At 49.0% G+C, this 20,319-nt stretch carries 15 protein-coding genes; 4 read left to right on the top strand and 11 right to left on the bottom strand.

The window, feature by feature from the left end; translation table 11 throughout:
- Nucleotides 1-139 precede the first annotated feature (139 nt).
- Nucleotides 140-574, top strand: a complete 435-nt coding sequence (locus FAY32_RS05660; RefSeq protein WP_143462486.1) for a hypothetical protein — start codon at nt 140-142, stop codon at nt 572-574.
- Between the two features lie 806 nt (nt 575-1,380).
- Here the strand turns inward: FAY32_RS05660 and FAY32_RS05655 are convergent.
- The 5 genes from FAY32_RS05655 to FAY32_RS05635 form a co-directional block, all read right to left on the bottom strand.
- Nucleotides 1,381-3,636: a glycoside hydrolase family 65 protein gene (locus FAY32_RS05655; protein ID WP_143462485.1), complete on the bottom strand. Its 2,256-nt coding sequence runs from the start codon at nt 3,634-3,636 to the stop codon at nt 1,381-1,383.
- A gap of 246 nt (nt 3,637-3,882) precedes the next feature.
- Complete coding sequence (locus tag FAY32_RS05650) at nt 3,883-5,256, bottom strand: SLC45 family MFS transporter (protein ID WP_143462484.1); 1,374 nt, start codon at nt 5,254-5,256, stop codon at nt 3,883-3,885.
- A gap of 207 nt (nt 5,257-5,463) precedes the next feature.
- Nucleotides 5,464-6,429 (bottom strand): LacI family DNA-binding transcriptional regulator, encoded by a 966-nt coding sequence (locus tag FAY32_RS05645; RefSeq protein ID WP_143462483.1) that lies wholly within the window; start codon nt 6,427-6,429, stop codon nt 5,464-5,466.
- Nucleotides 6,430-6,910: 481 nt separating this feature from the next.
- Nucleotides 6,911-8,248: a sensor histidine kinase gene (locus FAY32_RS05640; RefSeq protein WP_143462482.1), complete on the bottom strand. Its 1,338-nt coding sequence runs from the start codon at nt 8,246-8,248 to the stop codon at nt 6,911-6,913.
- A complete protein-coding gene (locus FAY32_RS05635) occupies nt 8,238-8,930 on the bottom strand; it encodes a response regulator transcription factor (RefSeq protein WP_143462481.1) in 693 nt (230 codons plus the stop codon). The genes FAY32_RS05640 and FAY32_RS05635 overlap by 11 nt, the downstream gene beginning before the upstream one ends.
- A gap of 704 nt (nt 8,931-9,634) precedes the next feature.
- On the opposite strand from FAY32_RS05635, the gene FAY32_RS05630 reads away from it, so the two are divergent.
- A complete protein-coding gene (locus tag FAY32_RS05630) occupies nt 9,635-12,340 on the top strand; it encodes a YfhO family protein (protein ID WP_143462480.1) in 2,706 nt (901 codons plus the stop codon).
- 382 nt (nt 12,341-12,722) lie between these two features.
- On the opposite strand, the gene FAY32_RS05625 is transcribed toward FAY32_RS05630, so the two are convergent.
- A complete protein-coding gene (locus FAY32_RS05625; RefSeq protein WP_143462479.1) occupies nt 12,723-12,908 on the bottom strand; it encodes a hypothetical protein in 186 nt (61 codons plus the stop codon).
- 101 nt (nt 12,909-13,009) lie between these two features.
- A complete protein-coding gene (locus FAY32_RS05620) occupies nt 13,010-14,206 on the bottom strand; it encodes a cation:proton antiporter (protein ID WP_143462478.1) in 1,197 nt (398 codons plus the stop codon).
- 331 nt (nt 14,207-14,537) lie between these two features.
- Between FAY32_RS05620 and FAY32_RS05615 the strand changes: the two genes are divergently transcribed.
- Complete coding sequence (locus FAY32_RS05615) at nt 14,538-14,735, top strand: YjzD family protein (RefSeq protein ID WP_048734671.1); 198 nt, start codon at nt 14,538-14,540, stop codon at nt 14,733-14,735.
- A gap of 525 nt (nt 14,736-15,260) precedes the next feature.
- Here the strand turns inward: FAY32_RS05615 and FAY32_RS05610 are convergent.
- Nucleotides 15,261-15,935, bottom strand: coding sequence for a GTP pyrophosphokinase (locus tag FAY32_RS05610; protein ID WP_143462477.1), 675 nt, complete (start codon nt 15,933-15,935; stop codon nt 15,261-15,263).
- A 9-nt stretch (nt 15,936-15,944) separates the two neighbouring features.
- The gene (locus FAY32_RS05605) at nt 15,945-17,168 is read right to left on the bottom strand and encodes a multidrug efflux MFS transporter (protein WP_143462476.1); all 1,224 of its coding nucleotides are present in this window, start codon (nt 17,166-17,168) and stop codon (nt 15,945-15,947) included.
- Between the two features lie 219 nt (nt 17,169-17,387).
- Here FAY32_RS05605 and FAY32_RS05600 point away from each other — a divergent pair, with 219 nt between their 5' ends.
- Nucleotides 17,388-18,146 carry an SDR family oxidoreductase gene (locus tag FAY32_RS05600; protein ID WP_143462475.1) on the top strand — a complete coding sequence of 253 codons (759 nt, stop codon included), beginning with the start codon at nt 17,388-17,390 and terminating at the stop codon, nt 18,144-18,146.
- A 764-nt stretch (nt 18,147-18,910) separates the two neighbouring features.
- Here the strand turns inward: FAY32_RS05600 and FAY32_RS05595 are convergent.
- Both FAY32_RS05595 and FAY32_RS05590 read right to left on the bottom strand, forming a co-directional pair.
- Nucleotides 18,911-19,285 carry a DUF1634 domain-containing protein gene (locus tag FAY32_RS05595; protein WP_143462474.1) on the bottom strand — a complete coding sequence of 125 codons (375 nt, stop codon included), beginning with the start codon at nt 19,283-19,285 and terminating at the stop codon, nt 18,911-18,913.
- Entirely contained in the window at nt 19,285-20,130 is an 846-nt protein-coding gene (locus FAY32_RS05590) for a sulfite exporter TauE/SafE family protein (protein WP_143462473.1), read from the bottom strand. Before FAY32_RS05590 ends, FAY32_RS05595 begins: the two co-directional genes overlap by 1 nt.
- Nucleotides 20,131-20,319 lie beyond the last annotated feature (189 nt).

Raw genomic sequence — 20,319 nt, 5'->3', positions numbered from 1 at the left:
GTTTTTTTTACATAAAGTCACTTTCACCGTCATAATTGGCACGTGTATAATAGATACCATAACGTCCATGACTGGTTGCTTGGTCGTTTAAACGATCAGTACTGCACCAATTCAATCAATTTAAAGGGAGTTTTCAAATATGAGTGAAGTTTTAACGGTAATCCGTGAGTTCGACCTATTTGGCGGTGACTCATCACAGTATGGTATCGAAACACCTAAGATCAACGCCCAATTTGTCGGTGTCGAGCCGGCCATGGCTTTCGACGTTCACAACCAACCCAAGCTGGGCCGGCAGATCGAACGGCAACTGCGTACCATTGAAAATGAAATTCGCGACCAATTCCACGTTGAAATGATCGACATGGGTGGTGGCGACATCAACCAAACCTTCCAAGTCTTTCAGGCCATGATTTCAACCTTCAAGCAACGGGTTGAAAAGGAACTGCTCATCAACAATCAATTGGAATTGGAAAGCCTGACCACCAGTGGGGAATGGCTCCTCTTCTGGCACGAAGACGCGCCTCTCGTCAAAGCTAAGCAACAGCAACAAGAGAACCTCCCTAAAGACTTCTAACAAGGCTAAGATACCGATATTTCACCACCTTAATTGTTAAATGTTCACGCAACCGTGAGTGCGTCAAATCTGGACCCAGTCGTGGGATTTTTCAAGTGTTCTCCTTGAAAAATGGCGTCTTTGAGACCGTGGCCTTCGGGTTCAAAGCGAGGTCAAAGACCGCCCCTCAGGCTTTGGCCGGTCTCCCCACCGCGTTCAGTCCAAATTTATCGAACGGTAAGGCGGTCGTTTAGCCAAATTGAGTCAGAAGTTATCACAATCGACTTGTACACAAAAGAAACGCCTCACCAACCTAATCGTTGATGAGACGTTTCTTTTGCTTCTAAGCTGTGACTCAAATCGTTGTCAGCCCTGACCGATTCAAGGTTTAAATTATCGCCAGTTCTATTATCACCAGCAAAAATTAGGTAACGCAGTGATTGGCATTGGCTTACGTAGTGTACTCACGCAATACTGGACTAACTTTTTAACCGTCGCTATCACTTGACCCCTAAACGCTAAGTAACCGTGTTCTACAGCTGTTTGCCTGATAAAACACAGTCAGCGCCGGAGGAAGTCAGGGATGGAGCTGGCCGTGAAGGTGATGTTAGTTGGCGTTTTTGAAGCCAACTTACATCACGGGCGACTTTGGAGACACATGTTCTTTGTGGCTTCAAATCGAGCGAGAAGACTGGTGTTCTTCCAGTCTGAAGCGTCCCCACAGCAGGCGGAATTCCTGACAGCCGTAGTGCGCCAGATTTAAACTAATTTAAGGGTACGACTACTTACCAATACTGGGTTGAAACCTGAATTTCATCTTTCAACCTTTACTTCAAATTAACATCCGCACCGGCAACGTCGATGGTCAGGGGATCCCCGCTGATCAGCTTGAAGTGTGGACCATCAGCATGAACGCTGACTTCAATCAAGCGACCATGGAAGACCTGACGGAACGTGTAACTCGTCCAAGTCTTCGGTAGGAATGGATCAAAGTGTAGTTTACCATTGCGAACCCGCATGCCAGCGAATCCTTGAACAACGGCAATCCAGCCACCGGTCATGGCTGTGATGTGCAGGCCATCCGTCGTGTCATTGTTGTAGTTGTCCAGGTCCAACCGAGCCGTCCGTGAGTAGAGTTCCACGGCTTTGTCTTCGTAACCCAGGTCAGAAGCCAAGACCGAGTGAATCGCTGGTGACAGACTGGACTCGTGAACCGTCAGTGGTTCGTAGAAGTCAAAGTTAGCCTTCTTTTGCGCCTGCGTGTAATCATCGATGAAGTCCCAGATACCTTGGAGCACATCCCCTTGCTTGATGTAAGGTGACCGCAAGATCTTATCCCATGACCAGTGTTGATTGATTGGCCGCTGGTCAGCAGGAATGGCACTCGCTGGTTCGATGTCCTTGTCGAGGAAGCCATCGTGTTGGACAAAGATATTCAGGTCTTTGTCATACGGCAGGTACATCCGGTCAACAATATCTTGCCACTTGGCCTTTTCTTCCGCGGAAACGTTAAGCTTCTTCGCCGTTTCCTTATCGACTTGGCCCAAGATCTCCAGCGTATACTTCAACGTCCATTGTGCCAACATGTTCGTGTCCCAGTTGTTGTCCACGTTGTTTTCGTATTCGTCAGCACCCGTGACCCCATGAATCATGTACTGTTGGTTCCGCTTGCTGAAGTGAACGCGGTCGGCCCAGAAGCGAGACATTTCGCTCAGAACTTTAGCCCCTTCATGCAAGACATAGCTAGTATCACCAGTGTAACGCGTGTAGTTATAAATGGCGAACGCAATGTCCCCATTCCGGTGAATTTCTTCAAAGGTAATTTCCCATTCGTTGTGGCATTCGATCCCGTCAAATGTGACCATTGGGAACAATGCCCCTTTTAAGCCTTGTTCCTTGGCATTGATGTAAGCCCCGTCAAGTTGCTTATAACGGTACATCAACAAGTTGCGGGTAACTTCTGGATTCGTGATTCCCAGGTAAACTGGAACGGCGAAGGCTTCAGTATCCCAGTAGGTCGCACCACCATACTTTTCGCCGGTGAACCCTTTTGGTCCGATATTCAAACGCGAATCTTTCCCATAATAAGTGGAGAAGAGTTGGAACAGGTTAAACCGAATCCCCTGTTGTGATTCGTCGTCGCCTTTGATAATAACGTCGGACTTTTCCCAACGGGCAGCCCAGACATCAGTGTGGGCTTGGAGAAGATCATCGTAACTTTCCTGAGCGACCTGATCGCTAAGGTCGTGCATGGCCGCCGTGAGCTTGTCCTGCGTATCGTAGTCACGAGAAGTCACAACGATGACCCGCTTTTCTAACTGCGTTTCGGCTTGAGGGGCTAAGTTGCCGGTATAGGCCGTAACAACTTCCTTGTCATTAGGTTGCGTTATGGTCACGTTGGTAAGCGCTGTAACCATCCGCATTTCCATGCCAGACGTAAATTGAGGCGTGCCGAATGGGTTCGGCGTGGTCTTGGCAACAATACTTCCTCTGTCGGCTTGTTGGTCGGTCGCCAAGACATCCCAGAAGCGTTCGTCATAGTTGGCTTCTTCGTTCTTAACATCGGCATCGATACTTGGCTTGATGGTAATGTCAACGTTGGTGTCACTGAGGTTCTTGACACTGACTCGTTGAACGGAGAGTTGTTGTTGACTAACACTCAAGAACCGTTCGAATTTGAAGGCCACCCGGGTCGCCCCACGTTCCAGCGTAAATGATCGGGTCAACACGGCCGTCTTCATGTCAAGGTCCAGGGTGAAATCACTGATCTGGTCCTTGGCAAGGTCGATTGGTTCACCGTTGACTTCAATCGGTAATTTGATGAAATTGACGGCGTTGACCACTTTCCCAAAGTACTTTGGATAACCGTTCTTCCACCAGCCGACCCGAGTCTTGTCTGGATACCAGACGCCACCTAAGTAAATTCCTTGCAGGGAATCGCCACTGTAACCTTCTTCAAAGTCACCCCGCATCCCCATGTATTCATTACCAAGGCTGGTCATGGATTCCTGGAGGCGCTTATCCTTGGGGTCAAACGTGTGGGTAATAACGTTCCACGGTTGCACTTCAAAAATTCGTTTCATGCTATACATTCTCCTTTTCCTACGTTTTAACTATCAATCGTGACCGATGATGCCGGCCAATCTGAATTGTAAATTTTAACTGACTCAAGTAAATTCGCGTCTTTTAATCGCGGACGGCAAGCTCATCACGGGTTTAAATAAGCGTTCAATCCCCATTAGAAATGAGCTTGTGACGACCAAACGCTAACATCGACCCATACATCGCGTACCAGTTAATGTTAACGTCTGTGATTTTTTTAATTCATGCTAAGCGCGGAACGTTTCCTTAATGGTGAAGACGGACAAGGCACCAATGGCCATGATGATCCCACCTAATAAGAACATGTTCGCTTGTGCACCACCCAGTAATGGGAACAGTGCGAAGCTGGCTAAGGAAGCCACGATTTGTGGCAAGCAGATTGAGCCGTTAAACAGACCCAAGTAAGTCCCCATGTGGGCACCAGATAAGGCATTGGTGACCATCGTCAATGGGTAAGTGTTCATCGCTGCCCAAGCAATGCCGACCAAGATGAAGGAAACGATCAAGGCGTATTGGTTGTGTAGGAAGAAGACGGAGATGAATCCGAGTGCACCTAAACCTAAGCTACCCGCGTAACCCAACTTGTGGAACTTGTTAGGCAACTTAGCTAACAAGTAAGACCAAGCAACGGCAGCAATTGATTGTACGGCGGCCAAGACCCCATACCAGTTCCCAGCAGCCTGGTAACCAGCAGAAGCGGCGTTCGTGGTGTGCCAAACGTTAGAAGCAATGGCACCGGCTGAGTAAGTCCACAGGTATTGGAAAGCGACCCAGCAGAAGAATTGAACTAAGGTAACGGTCCAGAAAACCTTTGGTGCGGACTTCAGTAACGTCCACCAGTTTCCACCTTCAGCGTTATCTTCCTTGGTAATCCCATGATATTTCGCATACGTATCTGGATCATATTCCTTGACCCGGAAGATGGTGAACAGACTCGTAATGACTAAGAGAACGGCTCCAACGTAGAAGGCCACCTTAACCGTGGCTGGAACAACACCCTTGCTGGCCGTGTTGGCAATCCCAATAGCGGCGAATAAGAATGGTAGGATGGCGGCTAAAACGGCACCCGTGTTGGATAAGAAACTTTGAATCCCGTAAGCGTAACTCTTCTGGTCATCGTTGACCATGTCCCCGACCATCATCTTGAACGGCTGCATCGCAACGTTAGAAGACAAGTCCAGGAAGGCCACGGTGATGGCCCCAAAGAGCAGTGCGGCTAATGAGGCGTAACCAAAGCCCATACTTCCTGAGTTTGGTAACAGACACATGACGATGACCGCAACAATGGTTCCCAGTAACAAGTAAGGCAACCGGCGACCACCAAATTTTGGTGCCCAAGTCCGGTCGGAATAATACCCGACGATGGGTTGGACGATCAACCCAGCCAGTGGTGGCAAAATGAAGAACCACCCTAAACTGTTCGGGTCAGCCCCAATGGTCTGGAAAATCCGACTCATTTGGGAACTCTGTAATGTAAAGGCGGTTTGGACTCCCAAGTAACCAAAGTTGATCATCCAAATCGTGCTAGCAGACAGTGTTGGCAGACCACTTTTATGCTTTTCAGCTGATGTCGTGGTTGCTGTAGCTGCGTTTTCTGACATACGACTACCTCCTCAAACCTGTTCAATATCTTTTAACCTATAATGGCAAATCACTTAAGTACATGTGTTATTATGGCACCGCTTTCATTTTAATGCAACCGTTTGCGCAAATCTTTTTTTCAAAAATTGGTCTACTGCTTACAAACCGTGACAATTAAAAAAGGCCCGCCCGTTGACTTCACCGCCAATCGAACCGACCTCAAAAATTTATTTAATTTCGTATGGAATTTTAATCTGACCAGGGGTTGCCGTTTCCAATGGTTCGCGGTCGCTAAACAGCAACGCCACGGTTGCCGACCCCATCTTTTCCGGGAACAAATTGACCGAGTGCAAATCGGCATCCGTTAAACCAGCTGGCAACGACTGGTTAAAGCTGACAATGGGAAAATGGCGTACCCCAAACTGTTCACGAACCAACCGATAAAATTCAATCGCGTTGAAATCATCAGTCGCCATGATGCCGTCGATTTCCGGATGCTGTTTGATGAACCGACTGACACGGTCAAGCGGCCCCAATTTACAGGTCAACGGCTCGACGTTAAAACTAGCAGCCACCCGTTCGTAACCGGCGCGGCGTTGCTCTTCATAGGCCCAGTCATGTGTCGACTCGACGAAAACGGGATGGGTTACTCCCAACTGATTCAAGAGGAAATTAGCACCCCCGATACCAGCCTGCAAATTATCATTATCGACGTAATAATCGTTGGCATTGTCTACGGGTTGACCGATTGTGACAAACCGCAACTGATTTTGCCGCAGAAAGCTGGCGATGGGATCGTCCTTGTGCGCATAAAAGAGCACAAAGCGCTTGATTTTTCCTTGGGCGACCATCGACTTGACGTTTTTTAACAGCCCCGCGGCCGTTTTGCTGATCGCCACGGATAGCACATAATGCCGCGCCACTAATTCTGAATTGATGCCCCGAAGCAGATCAATGTAAAACGGATTTTCAGGCGAACTATGTTCAGCGGTCGGGAAAACGACGCCCACCGCGTTAGCTTCACCAGACGTTAAATTTTTAGCATTATAGTTGGGCAAATACCCCTCAGCGGCAGCCAATGCCTGAATGCGCTCACGAGTCGCCTGACTGATGCGCGGATTATTATTAAGTGCCCGCGAGGCAGTCGAGACCGACACCCCCGCCTTGGCAGCAATATCACGAATAGTTAACATTTTAATTTCGAAGCTCCTTATACGCTTAGACAGTTCCGGACGTCGACCACGAGATAACCCCTCATCCCCGTTACCATCTGGCCCGACAAACGGCTGAAACTCGGGCCATTGTGCTTAAGCCCACCGTACTCTTAATGCCTTAAATCTTACCATATAAGCGTCCCCATTGAAACTCTTTCCCATATGGGCCGAACGATTGACCCCCGTTTTGTTCGGTAAGCTTCTTTGCGTGGCCTGCGAAGTTCTAATCGCTTAAATAGATTGCAGCTTGTTCGGGGCGCATGCCGGTTGCCCGCTTCAACCTGGAAGAAGACCTGCCTTCTCGCTCGTTTTGAAGTCACGAAGCCCCCGTGTTTCCCAAGTCAGCCGTGCTGTAAGCCAGCCGCAAAAAGCGTTGCGCTTATCCGCAGTGGACAAGCGCAACGCCTGGTTTTTTGGTGGTCAGCCATCTCAGCTGAGCCACGCGTTAATCTCATTGACGTCATTTACCATGCCGCGTTGTAATCCCGGCATCCGGATTCAGCGGCAGGGTTGTCACAAATTGGCTCCCTTGAGGGTGATTTTCCTTGACCATAATCGTCCCGTGATGGAGATTGACGATCCAGTGGGCAATGGACAGTCCTAGCCCGTTACCGCCGCTCTGACGACTACGAGACGTGTCAACGCGATAGAAGCGGTCAAAGATTCGTTGCCGGTCGGCATTCTTAATGCCAATTCCCTGGTCGGCCACAATCAGTTGCCATTTTCGGCCGACTGGTTTGGCCGAAATCGTTATGGTCCTGTCGCGTGGCGAGTACTTCAGCGCATTGTCGATCAAAATGTTCATGAGCTGGTGAATCAGATTTTGATCCAGCGTTGCCTTAAAGTCAGTTACCGGGGCCAAGACCAGCGTCTTCCCCTGACTCGCGGCAATTTCGATATACGGCTCCACGGTCCGCGTCAAAAATGGGGCCACGTGGGTCACCTCAAAGTTCGTCTGCAGCGTATTGGAGTCTGACCGGGCGAGTGCCAGCAGATCCTGCGTCAACTTCTGTAATCGCTGGCTTTCGCTATTCGCAATCGCAATATTCTCCGCCTGATCAATAATTTTATCGTTTGGCTTTGTGAGGAGAATTTCCAGCTTATTTTGAATGATCGTCAGTGGTGTCCGCAACTCATGTGCCGCATTCCCCACGAACTCGGTCTGACGGCCCCACGACCGTAGAATCGGGCGCATGGTCATCCGCGACATCCAAATACTCATGATGATCGACAGGAGCCAGAAAACTCCCATCGTAATCAGCATGACCCGCACGAAGTTACTCATGGCAGCCTTTTGTGGATCGATATTTTCCATAATCAACAGGTACCGACCGGCAACTGACTTGTCCGTATTACTCTGGGGCACCTTCACCAGTAACGTTCGGAAATTGTACTTGCCACCCACCACGATGGTGTGTAACTGGCCCACCTGCGACCGATTCAAGGTAATTCCGCGTAACGTATCATAGCGGGACCCCAATTGCGACTTATTCATAATTTTCCCGCTATCATTGAAAATCAACGTGGTCGTAATAAACGGATGAATCGTCTGCTTTTGTGCTTGCATCGCCTGCTGGTTGTGCTGAGTGAATGGCTGCAGTTTATTCGTACTTGGCTTAGGTGGTCCCGCCAACCGTGCCGAACGTTCCACCCGTAATGCTTGGTCCGTACTCGTCAACATCGCCCGTCTAAACAGCACGAACACGATGATTCCTAGCAGAATAAAGATAATGGTGAACCCAATAAAACTGCTGAGAAACAAGCGTCGCCGTTGGGCTCGATTGACCTTATTGCTCATCTGGCGCCTCCACAATGTAACCGGCATTACGAATCGTCCGCAACGATAGGTCACTTCCGGCGTGCTTGAGCTCCTTTCGCAGGTTACTCATATAGACTTCGACCACGGAGAGGCTTGTCTCCGAGTCAAATCCCCAAAGGCGATTAAAAATCTGTTCCTTGGTAATGATCGTTCCGGGATTGGCGACGAGGTACGCCAACAAATCAAACTCCCGCCCCTTGAGTGTCAACGGTGCACCGTTAAACGTGGCTAAGTGCCGACTGGTATTGATTTCCAACTGTCCTAAGGTAATTGTGTCACTGTCATTCAAATGGCCGGTGCGCTTCAACAGAGCCTTCATCCGGGCTAGTAATTCTTCGCGGTGAAACGGCTTGGTCACGTAGTCGTCGGCACCATCGTTAAAGCCCCGCAATTTATCGGCAATCGTATCTTTGGCGGTCAGAATCAATACGGGCGTCTTTACCCCCTTACTGCGGATATGCAAGAGCAGGTCCAACCCACTCTCACCGGGTAACATCAGGTCCAAAATGATGGCGTCAAAAACATCTTGGCTCGCTAAAAATTCTCCCTGTTCCCCATCAAACGCAGTCGTGACTTCACAAATCGGTTTAATCAGTTCAACAATGTCCGCGGATAATTCGCGCTCATCTTCAACAACTAACACTTTCGCTGTGGTCGGCAACGGGCATTCCTCCTTTAACATCTCTTGATTTTTCAGGGTGGCCAGAAAAATCATCCTGTCTTTCCCACGAATTAGGAAAAACCGGTTACGTTTTCTGCCCCCCGAAAAGGGTACTTATTTTTACGCTGACTCATTGCATGACTAGAGAGTCGTGGCACCTCTCACGTCATAGTATACCGCTAGTCAGGACCCAATTGCTTTCGCCTAACCATTCTGAGCGTTAATGGCAACTCAACGCCGCTACTTGGCGGCAATCTCTTTGAGGTCGTGACAGTTAAATCGGCAAAACTTCCAGTTAATTTTACAGTTTACAGACCCAACGATAACGGAACCTTAAGTCGGCCCCGACACATCAAATTTCAACCCGTCCCACCTGCACTAAAATAACCCTTGCGTTGACCATGAACCGGGTTGAAAACGTCCTCCTCATTTTATAGTCAAACTTAAAAATATAAACCATTACCACGAGTTGAAATACCGCCACAACAGGCACAATCTTTGGCCGTTACAAGGTGTCAGTTGCTACCACCCGCATCACAGGTCAGCGCCTATGTTTTGTCACCTAACTAAACGCTAAGTTTTTGCCAAGATTAACCCATTGTTCACGGAACTGTTCGAAAAGTGCGGTAGACTTTTGTCAAAGCAGTCTGCATGGTATTCTATTAAGGATAGACATTTTGATTGTCATTAACGGAGGGGTTTTCATGAAGCAACAGCGAAACACCCTCGCGGCACTAAGAGTGAGCCGTTGGGTGTATTTGGGGGCATTTTTCGTACCACTTGCCATCATGGTCGTTATCTTCTGGCAACTAAAGATCACGCCATTCGGCAACCGAAATTTGATGTTTAGTGACATGGGGGCCCAGTATGTTCCGATTCTGGAATATCTGCGATCGACCGTCACAACCGGACAGTTCCATTTATTTTCGTTTTCTTTGGGGACGGGCAGCGGGATCATCCCGTTACTCACGTACTATGTCATCAGTCCGTTTAACCTGTTAATTTTTCTCTTTCCAGCGACGAAACTACCGTTGGCGGTCACCTGGATCGTTATTCTAAAGATCAGTACGATTGGGTTGACCATGGCCGTATTTATTCGCCACACCTTTCTGCGTAGTGGTTGGTCGTTGATTCTCTTCTCCACTGCATTCAGTCTGTGTGGCTTTACCGCCATGTATTTCTACGACATTATGTGGCTGGACGCCCTGATCTGGCTACCTTTAGTCGCGTTAGGGTTGCATCGCTTAGTCAGTCTGCACCATTATGGGCTGTACACGTTAAGCCTCACCGCAACGATCCTTTCCAATTACTATATGGGTTACATGACCTGTCTCTTCTCGGTGATGTACTTCATCTATCTAGTCATCGAACATCAGCCGACCGCAACGCCGTTCAAAGAAGTTTGGCGCATGCACTGGGCAGCAATTCGCCAGTTTCTGATTGGCTCGGTGCTCGCGGGTGGCATGGCGATGATCGTCTTGATTCCGACGGCACTGGGCATGCTGCTGACGGGAAAAAGCACCGTCTTCGTCAACAACTACCTCCCCACCCCACTCTTTGGGCCGGAAGTTCTGGCCCAATTTGGCCTGGGGAGTAGCAACTACGTGACCCACTTGTACCACGCACCAACCCTGTTTATGGGCACCTTGATGTTTTTACTTTTGATCGTTTACTTCGTCTCGCCCAAGATTCTAGCGGTCGAAAAACGGCGGACCATGTGGTTGCTCATCGCGATGGGACTAGGGTTACTGATTACCCTCTTCAACACCGCCTGGCACATGTTCCAACAACCAGCTGGCTTCCCGTTCCGTAACGTCTACTTCTTTACGTTCTTGGCGTTAACGGCGGCCTACCGCGCTTGGCAAACACGCCCAGCGCAGACCATGAATGATCCCCAAAAGGTCCTCGCATTGGTCTGGGGAGCGGGATTATTGACCATTGGCTACCTGTCCACACAGGTCATCCCCCGCATTTGGGAACGGGCACTGCCCAGCTACAATAACGAACTCTACCTACAGAGTCAGCCTGATTTTCATTTGCTATGGCTGTCTTTAGCCCTCTTATTGGTCAACACGATGCTTCTATTCGTGAGTGAATGGCGACCCATTCGAATTGGCCTGCTGGGAATCATTATTTCGTTTGAATTGGGCGGTAATTTTCTCGCAGCCACGCATGGCATTAATTTTGGCTCCCAGACCAAGTTTGAAAAGTATTACCAAGCGGATACTGCCATGCTCCATCAAGTGACGGCCACCCGCCGCAAGCCAAATCTGCATCGCGTTGAGTTCTTACATTCACAGATTGGTGCCGCCTACAGTGATACCTACAACCATTACAACGACCCGCTACTTTACGGGTACGCTGGCAACAGTTCGTATAGTTCCACTCTGGTTGAACAGGCCCGTGTTTTCCAACACGACCTCGGCTACTTCAGTCCTAATGTTCGCCGGATCAGTTCCCAGGGATATACGCACCTGACCGACACGCTGTTTGGGGTGAAGTACCGCCTGAACGCCAATAAGAAGCCAGTGGTTAACGCGCTCAATTCTTACGCGGGAATCGGCTTTACCGTGCCGGACAAGCTGGCTCAGCTGAACTTAGCCGACCAACAGGCACTAGTCAATCAACAGCGTGTGCTGACCGCGCTTGGCGCCCCGCGGAACACCCTCGCCCCCGTCTCTGTGCTCAAAGTAACGACTAAACGAGCCAGTGTGGCGGACCTCGCTGCCATTCCTAAACGAACACAGGTCCCAGGACCGCGGTATCTGCAAACATTTACCGTCCGCGTCAACGCGACTGGCCTGTTACATGGTTATTCGCCATCCGACACACTGATCTATTCGAGCTTGAAGGTCAATGGTAAGAAGGCCAAACCGCTGGTCAATGCCGACGGTTTCCGTTACATTATCAACTTTGGTGAACACACCCAGGGAACGGTCATGACCATCAGTTACGTCACCCGCGACCCCGCAGCGGGCCACAACAACCAATTTGCCACGCTCAATCAGGCCAAATATCTGAAGCTCGTTGCTAGTCTTAAACAGCAACGCTACAAGCTCCGTGTCAACAGTGGGGTGACTTGGCTCTCCGGTGACGTCACCGGGACGGCCAGTCGTAAACTATTGTATGTCTCGATTCCGGATACACCGGGGTGGACGGCTAAGGTCAACGGCAAACCCGTTGCCATCAAGTCCGTCATGCACGCTGAGTCATTGATTCCCGTCAAACAGTCGTATAAGGGCATGATTGGCGTTCCATTGAAGTTGGGGGCCAATCACGTCACCCTGACCTACCAGACGCCAGGGCTCAAAATTGGGGCCCTGATCAGCCTAATCAGTGCAGCGCTGTTCCTGCTCTTCTGGTTCACGGTTGAATGGTTACGACCCGTAGGTAAGCATAAAAAGAATTGAGTTTTTGTGACGCACGTTTCGACACGATAATGGCAAAAAAGCAGTTTTTTTCAGAAGAGATACCTTCTGAAAAAACTGCTTTTTGAGTTATATCCCGGACTCTTTTTAGTCTCATCTAAAGGTCGACAGTTCCAAGCCGGCGGTCATGCCTGCTCTAAGCACCATCATGGCTGGACATCCTACCAGTCGGCAGCTATGGGCTTACTGATCGGTGCGCACACGACTTGCAGCCTAGTGTCGGCCAACTAGTTGCTCGTCTCATTTACCACCCGCAGGCACCCTAAATCCGTCCCACAAAAAAATCGGCTCACCGGCCGACTTTTTATGACCTAATTTCAGTATTACGGCTTGACTATCGCGACGACCAGCAGACTATTCCAAGTTACTCAGCGGCGTCACTGATCAGACCGGTCGTTAAGAAAACCAGCCCCGCAATTAACATTACTAACGTTCCCCACCAGAAGAGGCTATGAATCTGAACCGGCCAGCCGAGTGCGGCGTTTAGGACGATTAAGATCAGCCCCAACCAAAACGACAAACTACGATAAAATCGCCGATTGAAAATCATCGAAGCCGCCCCCTTTTGACTTTATTATAAGGGATAATTAGTCAAAAGGGTAAACTTTCTCATCGGCCAAGCCACCTAAGTTCGGTGACCTAACTTAGCGGCTATTCTGCGGGACGCACCTTCGACTTGTCGACCTGCCCCTTACGGACACGATCCATGTAAAAACGGAGCAGGAATGGGGCAAGTAATGTGGCCAAGATGATGGCCGCCACGATGGCCGAGTAACGAACCGGCGACATTAATTTAGCCTGATACCCAATCTGAGCAATGATCAGCGCCATTTCACCCCGGGAGACCATCCCGGCCCCCACGGCCATCGAACTGCCCCAGTGAAAACCAGCCATTTTGGCACCCAGACCGGCACCAAATTGCTTAGTCAGTACGGCAACAATCGTCAAGACCACAATGAATCCCAGCTGATTGCCCAGTCCCTTGAAGTCCATATTGAGACCAATGCTGACAAAGAATACGGGGATGAACAGCGCGTAACCAATCGGCTCGATGTGTTGATCCACGGTCGATTTCGCCGATGTTTGCGAAATGGCGATTCCGGCGAAGAAGGCCCCCACAACATTACTCAGGCCAACTAATTCAGCCACGTAGGCCATGCCAAAACACAGGATAACCGCCATCAACGTTGCCCCCATTGGAATCATCAGGCGATTGCCAATTTTGACCAAGTACGGGGCCACCCACCGTACGACAAAGTAAATGGCCGCAAAGTAGATGATTTGTTCAAACGTGGTCAGGAGCAGGCTACTGGACGCCGCGGCACCATCAGCGACCGCTGTCCCCGTCGTACTGACCAACACACTCAAAATTACCACAGCGAGGACATCATCGACGACCGCCGCCCCCAGAATCGTGGTCCCCTCACGACTGTTCAAAGCGTTCATTTCCTTTAACACTTCCACGGAAATCGAAACGGACGTTGCGGCGAAAATCACGCTCAGAAACAGACTTTCCGTCATGTTCAACTGGTAAAAGACGCCGACTAGATACGTCCCAGCTACTGGCACCAGAACCCCCATAATGGCCACCAACACGCTAGGCTTTAGGTAGCGTTTCAACAGCTGCAGGTCGCTTTCCAACCCAGCGATGAACATGAGGACAATGACCCCAATTTCCGCAAAGCTCTCCAGGTCATGGGTCAAATGGAGCCACCCCAAAACGGCAGGACCCATCAATACACCGACGACCAATTGACCGATCACGGCTGGAATCCCAATTCGGGTACTATAATGGCCCACAACCGTTGTTGCCAATAAAATTAACGTTAAATCTCTTAATAAGTCCACGCGCTTCCTCCTTTGCAAACAAAAAGCGACCGCCAAAAATGGCCCCCCCAACCCAAGGAGGACACCGTTCTTGAAAGCAGTCGCTTCAACCATCATTAATTTAGTTAGTTTATATTATACGGGAATTTTTCTAGCAAAGCAAACTTCCCGTTCCAGTCAGTTCGTCGGTTAACTTACCCGCGACACGTAATGGTCCTACTTTAATTCGCCAAAATTTCCGACTAGTCACAAGCCCACTCACCATTTTTTGTCTAAAAGAATTCTCGCCAAAACTTAACTACCTGTTGACCGGCAATCGTGGTAAACTAATAACGATTGTGAGGTGACGCGTGTGAAGTGGCTTGAATCTAATTTAGTCGTGATTTTCTGGGCGGTTATCTTCGGAGAAGTTATTGGTTATATCGGTGGTACGTTGAAACAGATGACCTGGCAACCTATGCAAATTGGTGTCATGATGGCAATTGTTGGCGTGATCGCCGTCAATGGGTGGTTCTTACTCAGTCGTGACGACCAGACTTCGAAGAAATAAGCAGTTCATTAAGCATGACCTAAACAACCAACCTTGGCAGCTGCCAGGGTTTTTTATTTTGTGTCTAACCGCTAAAATCTAGGTCTTACTCCAGTATTAGTAAGTAGTCATACCGTTAAATTGGATTAAACTTGGCGCACTCCAGCTGTAGACTACAGCTACCTGGCATTTCTGAATTCGATTGATAACGACCGTTACGGTTATTCTCAAAGTCGTCTGAGAGTAAAATGCAAGCTGAGAGGTCGGCAAATGTGGGCTTAGTCGAAAACCAAGCTTGTAGACTCGTGTTCTTCAAGGCTTCAAGTTGTGTTCGCACCGATCCAGCCCATATCTGCCGGCCGGTAAGACAACCTAACCACCATGTTGCCTAGTTTTAGACCCACTCTGGTTAGAACCAGTCTGAATCGTGCTTTGAAGCTCTCAACTTTTCACCAAAAGGCCGGACACCCTTCAGTTAACGAAGCGTTGTCCGGCCCTTTTAAGCTTGTTAATAATTGGTACACCAACTAGCCTTAGCCAGTCTTTTTAGCTGTCCTGTGCCCGGATCTGATTCTTGATCGCGTTCATATCTTGGTCAAGCTGGTGGACCAGCTCAGCCTTGGCAATCAACTCCTGGCGCAGTTCGTCTTGATGTTGCACGTTCTTCTTATAATTCAGCTCGTGTTCCAAAGATGCCCAGAAATTCATCGCAATCGTCCGGATCTGGACCTCGACCGTGACTTCTGCGACGCCGGCATCCAGATAGACTGGTACGGCTAGAATCAAATGGAGACTCCGGTAGCCATTAGGTTTCGGATTCGTCACGTAATCCTTGCGCCGTAAAATTTTAATATCTGGCTGTTTGGCCAATCGGCGTTCCATGGCGACCATGTCGTCCTCAAAGCGCACGATGATGCGGATTCCTGCAATGTCATGCATCTGTTTGGGCAACGTGTCGAAGTTAAAATCAAAGTGCTTACGCTGGACCTTTTCCAAGATACTTTTCGGCGACTTGATGCGTGACTGCAAGCTATCGACCAGCGTGTGCCCATGTTGAATCTGGTATTCTTGGTCGAGATAGTGAATCTTAGTCGTCACGACTTGAACGGCACTGTTGTAGTTCAGCATCAACGACCGAAATCGGTCAATGGCTTCCAGCGAAGTTGGATCATTGGGAAATTGTGCCGGTAAATTCTGTGCGGGTAAATTCGTGTTCGTCATTATTCTCTCCTAATTAGCCTGCTGACTGCGCCAATGCCGAATGTCCGGCACCAACCACCACAGTAGTAGGAAATTCAGTAACAGAGTGATTGCCGTAAACGTAAAGACCCCATTATAGTTGAACCAGTTGGCCACTAAGCCACCCAGCATGGCACCAAACATACTGCCCAGTGCTTGAAACGATTGATTCCAACTAAAAACCGTCCCCGTCAATGAATGCGGCGAATTCTTAGTCAACATCGTTTGCACGGCTGGGAACAGTGCCCCATCGGACACCCCAATCATAAACCGGAAGATACCCAATAGCCAAACGCTTGTAACGAACCCTTGAGGGAAGTACATGAGGACGGCAAACACATAACCGAAGACCAAGACCCGTTGGGTACCACGGCGGTCACCATATTCCCCTAACCTGGGGGCAGCAAGCAACGTTGACAGTCCTGGCAATGCCGCAATGATTCCCGCCACCAACGTAATTGGCCCGGTATTGTTCATCAGTTGTTTAACGTACAGACTAATAATTGGCGTGATGGAGTTATTTCCCATCTGAATAATCATGGTCGAGACCAGCAACACGACAATCAGGGTCGGATTTTCCACTTGCTTTAAGAAACTACCAGCCTGTGCCTGCTTCTCCTTCGTGATCGGCGTAAAGTGTTCGTGCACTAAAGTTGCGCTCAAGAAGAACACGATAATCAGAAAAATCCCGGTGAGTAAGAAGGTCCAGCGAATGGAAAAGACCTGCGCTAAGATTCCTCCCAATACTGGCCCAATCAGATTTCCACTGACGTACCCCGTTGTCAGGATGCCTAGCGCATTACCACTCTTCTCTGGCGGCGTCTCCGCTGCAATCAGGGCGCTGGCATTGGGGATATAGCCCGCAAAGAACCCTTGTAAAAATCGCAACCCAATCAGTTGCCAAATGTTAGTGACAAAGCCCATCAGACCAATGACGATCGCCATCCCCATTGAGGAACGGAGCAGCATTAGCTTACGTCCCTTCCGATCGGCTAATTTACCCCATAGCGGTGAAACTAACGCGATAACCAGAAAAGTTGCCGCGTAAGTCACCCCACTATAGATGGTCAGTTGACCCTTGGTAAAGGTTCCCAAATCGTCCACATACAACGATAAAAACGGCATGATTTCACTAAACCCCATGCCCGCAATAAATGTTCCTAACCATAGAACAGCTAGGTTGCGCCGCCACTGTTCTGTCTTTCGTGTTCCCACGACGTAATCGCCTCTTCTTTCTCAAACCCACTCCGGATACTTTTGCAATATTACTTATTAGTTTAGCATATCCAGGCAAGTTCGTTCGGGCAAAAAAAGGCAGGCTGTCTAGGCCTCTTGAAAAAAATTTACAAAATTACTTGTCATTTTTGTAAATAAGTTGCATAATAGGCTCATACATGTGAGAGAGTTCACTTTAATTTTATGGAGGTAATTCAGATGGCTCATCGTTTAGACGGAAAAGTTGCAATCGTTACGGGTGGTACGCTTGGTATTGGTTTAGCCATTGCTACCAAGTTTGTTGAAGAAGGCGCCAAGGTTATGATTACTGGTCGCCACAGTGATGTTGGTGAAAAAGCTGCAAAGAGTGTTGGCACACCAGACGTTATCCAATTCTTCCAACACGACTCTTCAGACGAAGAAGGTTGGATCAACTTATTTGATGCCACCGAAAAAGCTTTCGGTCCCGTTTCAACTGTTGTTAACAACGCTGGTATCGCCGTTAACAAGAGTGTTGAAGAAACCACTACTGAAGAATGGCGCAAACAACTTTCCGTTAACTTGGACGGTGTCTTCTTCGGAACGCGTTTAGGAATCAAGCGGATGAAGAACAAGGGTCTGGGTGCCTCCATCATCAACATGTCTTCTATTGAAGGCTTCGTCGGCGATCCTAACTTGGGCGCTTACAACGCATCTAAGGGTGCCGTACGGATCATGTCCAAGTCAGCCGCCCTTGACTGTGCATTGAAGGACTACGATGTTCGGGTCAACACTGTGCACCCTGGTTACATCAAGACACCACTCGTTGATGACCTTCCAGGTGCTGAAGCTGCAATGTCTGACCGGACGAAGACACCAATGGGCCACATCGGTGAACCTAACGATATCGCCTACATCTGTGTTTACTTGGCTTCCAACGAATCCAAGTTCGCTACGGGTGCTGAATTCGTTGTCGATGGTGGTTACACCGCACAATAAGCGCCATTTAAATTTAAAATTGGAAGACCACTGGCGATTGCTAGTGGCCTTTTTTTCGATCCAAAGACATGAAAGATAAAATTCAGGTCTCATCTCGGCGTGGATTAGCAGTCGCACCGTTAAATTAGGCTAAATTAGGCGCACTCCGGCTGCCAGGAATTCCGCCTGCTGTGGGGACGCTTCAGACTGGCAGACCACCAGTCTTCTCGCTCGATTTGGAGCCACGAAGAACGCGTGTCTTCAAAGTCGCCCGTGGTGTAAGCTGGCTGAAAAAAACGCCAGCCAACACCACTTTCACGGCCGGCTCCATCCCTGGCCTCCTCCGACGCTGACTGTGTTTTATCACGACAACGGTTATAGACCACTGCTACCTGAAATTTTTTGATTCAGCTGATAACAACCGTTACATTGCATTTTCATTGTCGTCCGAAAGCACAATGTAAGCCGAAAGGTCGGCAGATATGAGCTCAGGCGCGTCGTTCTACTTAGTCAGTAAGTGGTTTTCTTACTGGCTTAGTAGAAAACCAAGCTTGTAGACTCGGACCTTTCGAGGCTTCAAGTTGTGTTCGCACCGATCCAGCTCATATCTGCCGGCCGGTAAGGCGACCGGACCACTAGGTTGCCTGAATTTAGTCCCACTATTGCTGTTAGAACAGGCCTAGCCGGAACTTTCAACCTTTAGTCATTTAAAATTTCAAACTAAAAAATCCTCCACAGCCAATTCGCCGCGGAGGATTTTTAATCTTCTATTCTACTAAAATTGCTTAACCATTGATTCCGATGACCAGAGCCACCAATAAGATAAATAAGACCAACGTTGTAATTGCCACGTACAGGTGGTCGCGTTCCTTGTAAAAGGCGTAAATGGAGACCACGACTCGTAAGACAGGCGTCAAGATGAGACAGTATACGCCTAGCATCATGATGGCGTACGGTCTTAGCTGCCAGGTGCCAACTAAAATCTGGCCCATACGCCGGGGCACATAACTGCCAGCATAACCCGAAAAGCCAGTTGTCAGGAACATCACGAGGCCAATCAACATGACGATGGCGGAAAAGATGACGCCGACCTGTAAGATCCGACCGATGACCGTTTCCACCTGTGCCATTTCATTTGCAGTCGATTTATTTTGTGCCATTAGAAATGAACCCCCAATCCCTTAAACAGCATCTGTAACCCAATGTATAAAATGATTGGGATGAACACGATACGAATCCATCGTGCTGGCAGGATCTGCATGATTCGCGAACCGATCACCGCTCCCACCAAGATGCCTAATGCCATTGGGACCGCGATTCCTGGCAAAATAGCACCGTTAAAGAAGTACACCGTCGCACTGGCCGCCGCCGTGACCCCCATCATCAAGTTGGATGTTGAGCTGGAAGGCTTGAGCGGCATCTTCATAAAGGTATCCATTGCCATGACCTTGAAGGCACCAGAACCAATACCTAACAAGCCACTGGCTACCCCGGCACCGAACATGACGGAGAACCCGGCCGGAACGTTTTCCACTTGATAATCGATAGTCTTCATCTCGGCCTTGTCGAAATAGCTGCCATTCAATTTCAGCTTGGATGCAATCTTATCCGGTTCGACCCGTTGTAAGACTTCCGACCCCCGCCGTAACTTGCGATACATGTTCCATCCGGAAAAGACCAACAGGCATCCGAACAAGAGGTACAAGTACTTCGGGTCCAGCACCCCCGTCAGTAAAGCACCCACGATGGCACCAGTAGTCGTTGCAATTTCCAAAAACATCGCGACCCGTAAATTCAACACGTTGTCCCGTAAATAGGCAATGGTTGAGCCCGAACTCGTTGCAATCACGGCGATGATACTGGCCCCAATTGCGTATTTAATATTTAATCCCATTCCCAGGGTCAGGATTGGCGTGATGATCATTCCCCCACCGATACCCAGGATTGACCCGGCGATACCAGCGAAGACACCCACGGCCAACATGATTAAGGCTGTTTGAATCATAGCGATTTATCCTCCTCATGAACCAAAGTACAAATCTGATTATCAACTTTTCTGCGAGCGGAGGCAACCTTGGGAGCTGACCCTGAAATAAGTCAGTCGAACTTTTATCACAAGAAATAGTCCCTGTAGAATAAGCATTAAAAAATTCAAAGCCATTCCATTGTGAATTATCACGCTTAGCATTGGTTT

It is taken from the genome of Levilactobacillus enshiensis (genome assembly GCF_007115095.1).
GTDB lineage: Bacteria > Bacillota > Bacilli > Lactobacillales > Lactobacillaceae > Levilactobacillus > Levilactobacillus enshiensis.
This window is presented reverse-complemented; position numbering and strand designations above follow the sequence as displayed.

Coding starts and splice junctions, on each gene's coding strand:
- FAY32_RS05625 (WP_143462479.1), bottom strand. CDS start 12,908: ATGATTTTCAATCGGCGATTTTATCGTAGTTTGTCGTTTTGGTTGGGG.
- FAY32_RS05660 (WP_143462486.1), top strand. CDS start 140: ATGAGTGAAGTTTTAACGGTAATCCGTGAGTTCGACCTATTTGGCGGT.
- FAY32_RS05610 (WP_143462477.1), bottom strand. CDS start 15,935: ATGACGAACACGAATTTACCCGCACAGAATTTACCGGCACAATTTCCC.
- FAY32_RS05650 (WP_143462484.1), bottom strand. CDS start 5,256: ATGTCAGAAAACGCAGCTACAGCAACCACGACATCAGCTGAAAAGCAT.
- FAY32_RS05590 (WP_143462473.1), bottom strand. CDS start 20,130: ATGATTCAAACAGCCTTAATCATGTTGGCCGTGGGTGTCTTCGCTGGT.
- FAY32_RS05630 (WP_143462480.1), top strand. CDS start 9,635: ATGAAGCAACAGCGAAACACCCTCGCGGCACTAAGAGTGAGCCGTTGG.
- FAY32_RS05595 (WP_143462474.1), bottom strand. CDS start 19,285: ATGGCACAAAATAAATCGACTGCAAATGAAATGGCACAGGTGGAAACG.
- FAY32_RS05600 (WP_143462475.1), top strand. CDS start 17,388: ATGGCTCATCGTTTAGACGGAAAAGTTGCAATCGTTACGGGTGGTACG.
- FAY32_RS05645 (WP_143462483.1), bottom strand. CDS start 6,429: ATGTTAACTATTCGTGATATTGCTGCCAAGGCGGGGGTGTCGGTCTCG.
- FAY32_RS05640 (WP_143462482.1), bottom strand. CDS start 8,248: ATGAGCAATAAGGTCAATCGAGCCCAACGGCGACGCTTGTTTCTCAGC.
- FAY32_RS05655 (WP_143462485.1), bottom strand. CDS start 3,636: ATGAAACGAATTTTTGAAGTGCAACCGTGGAACGTTATTACCCACACG.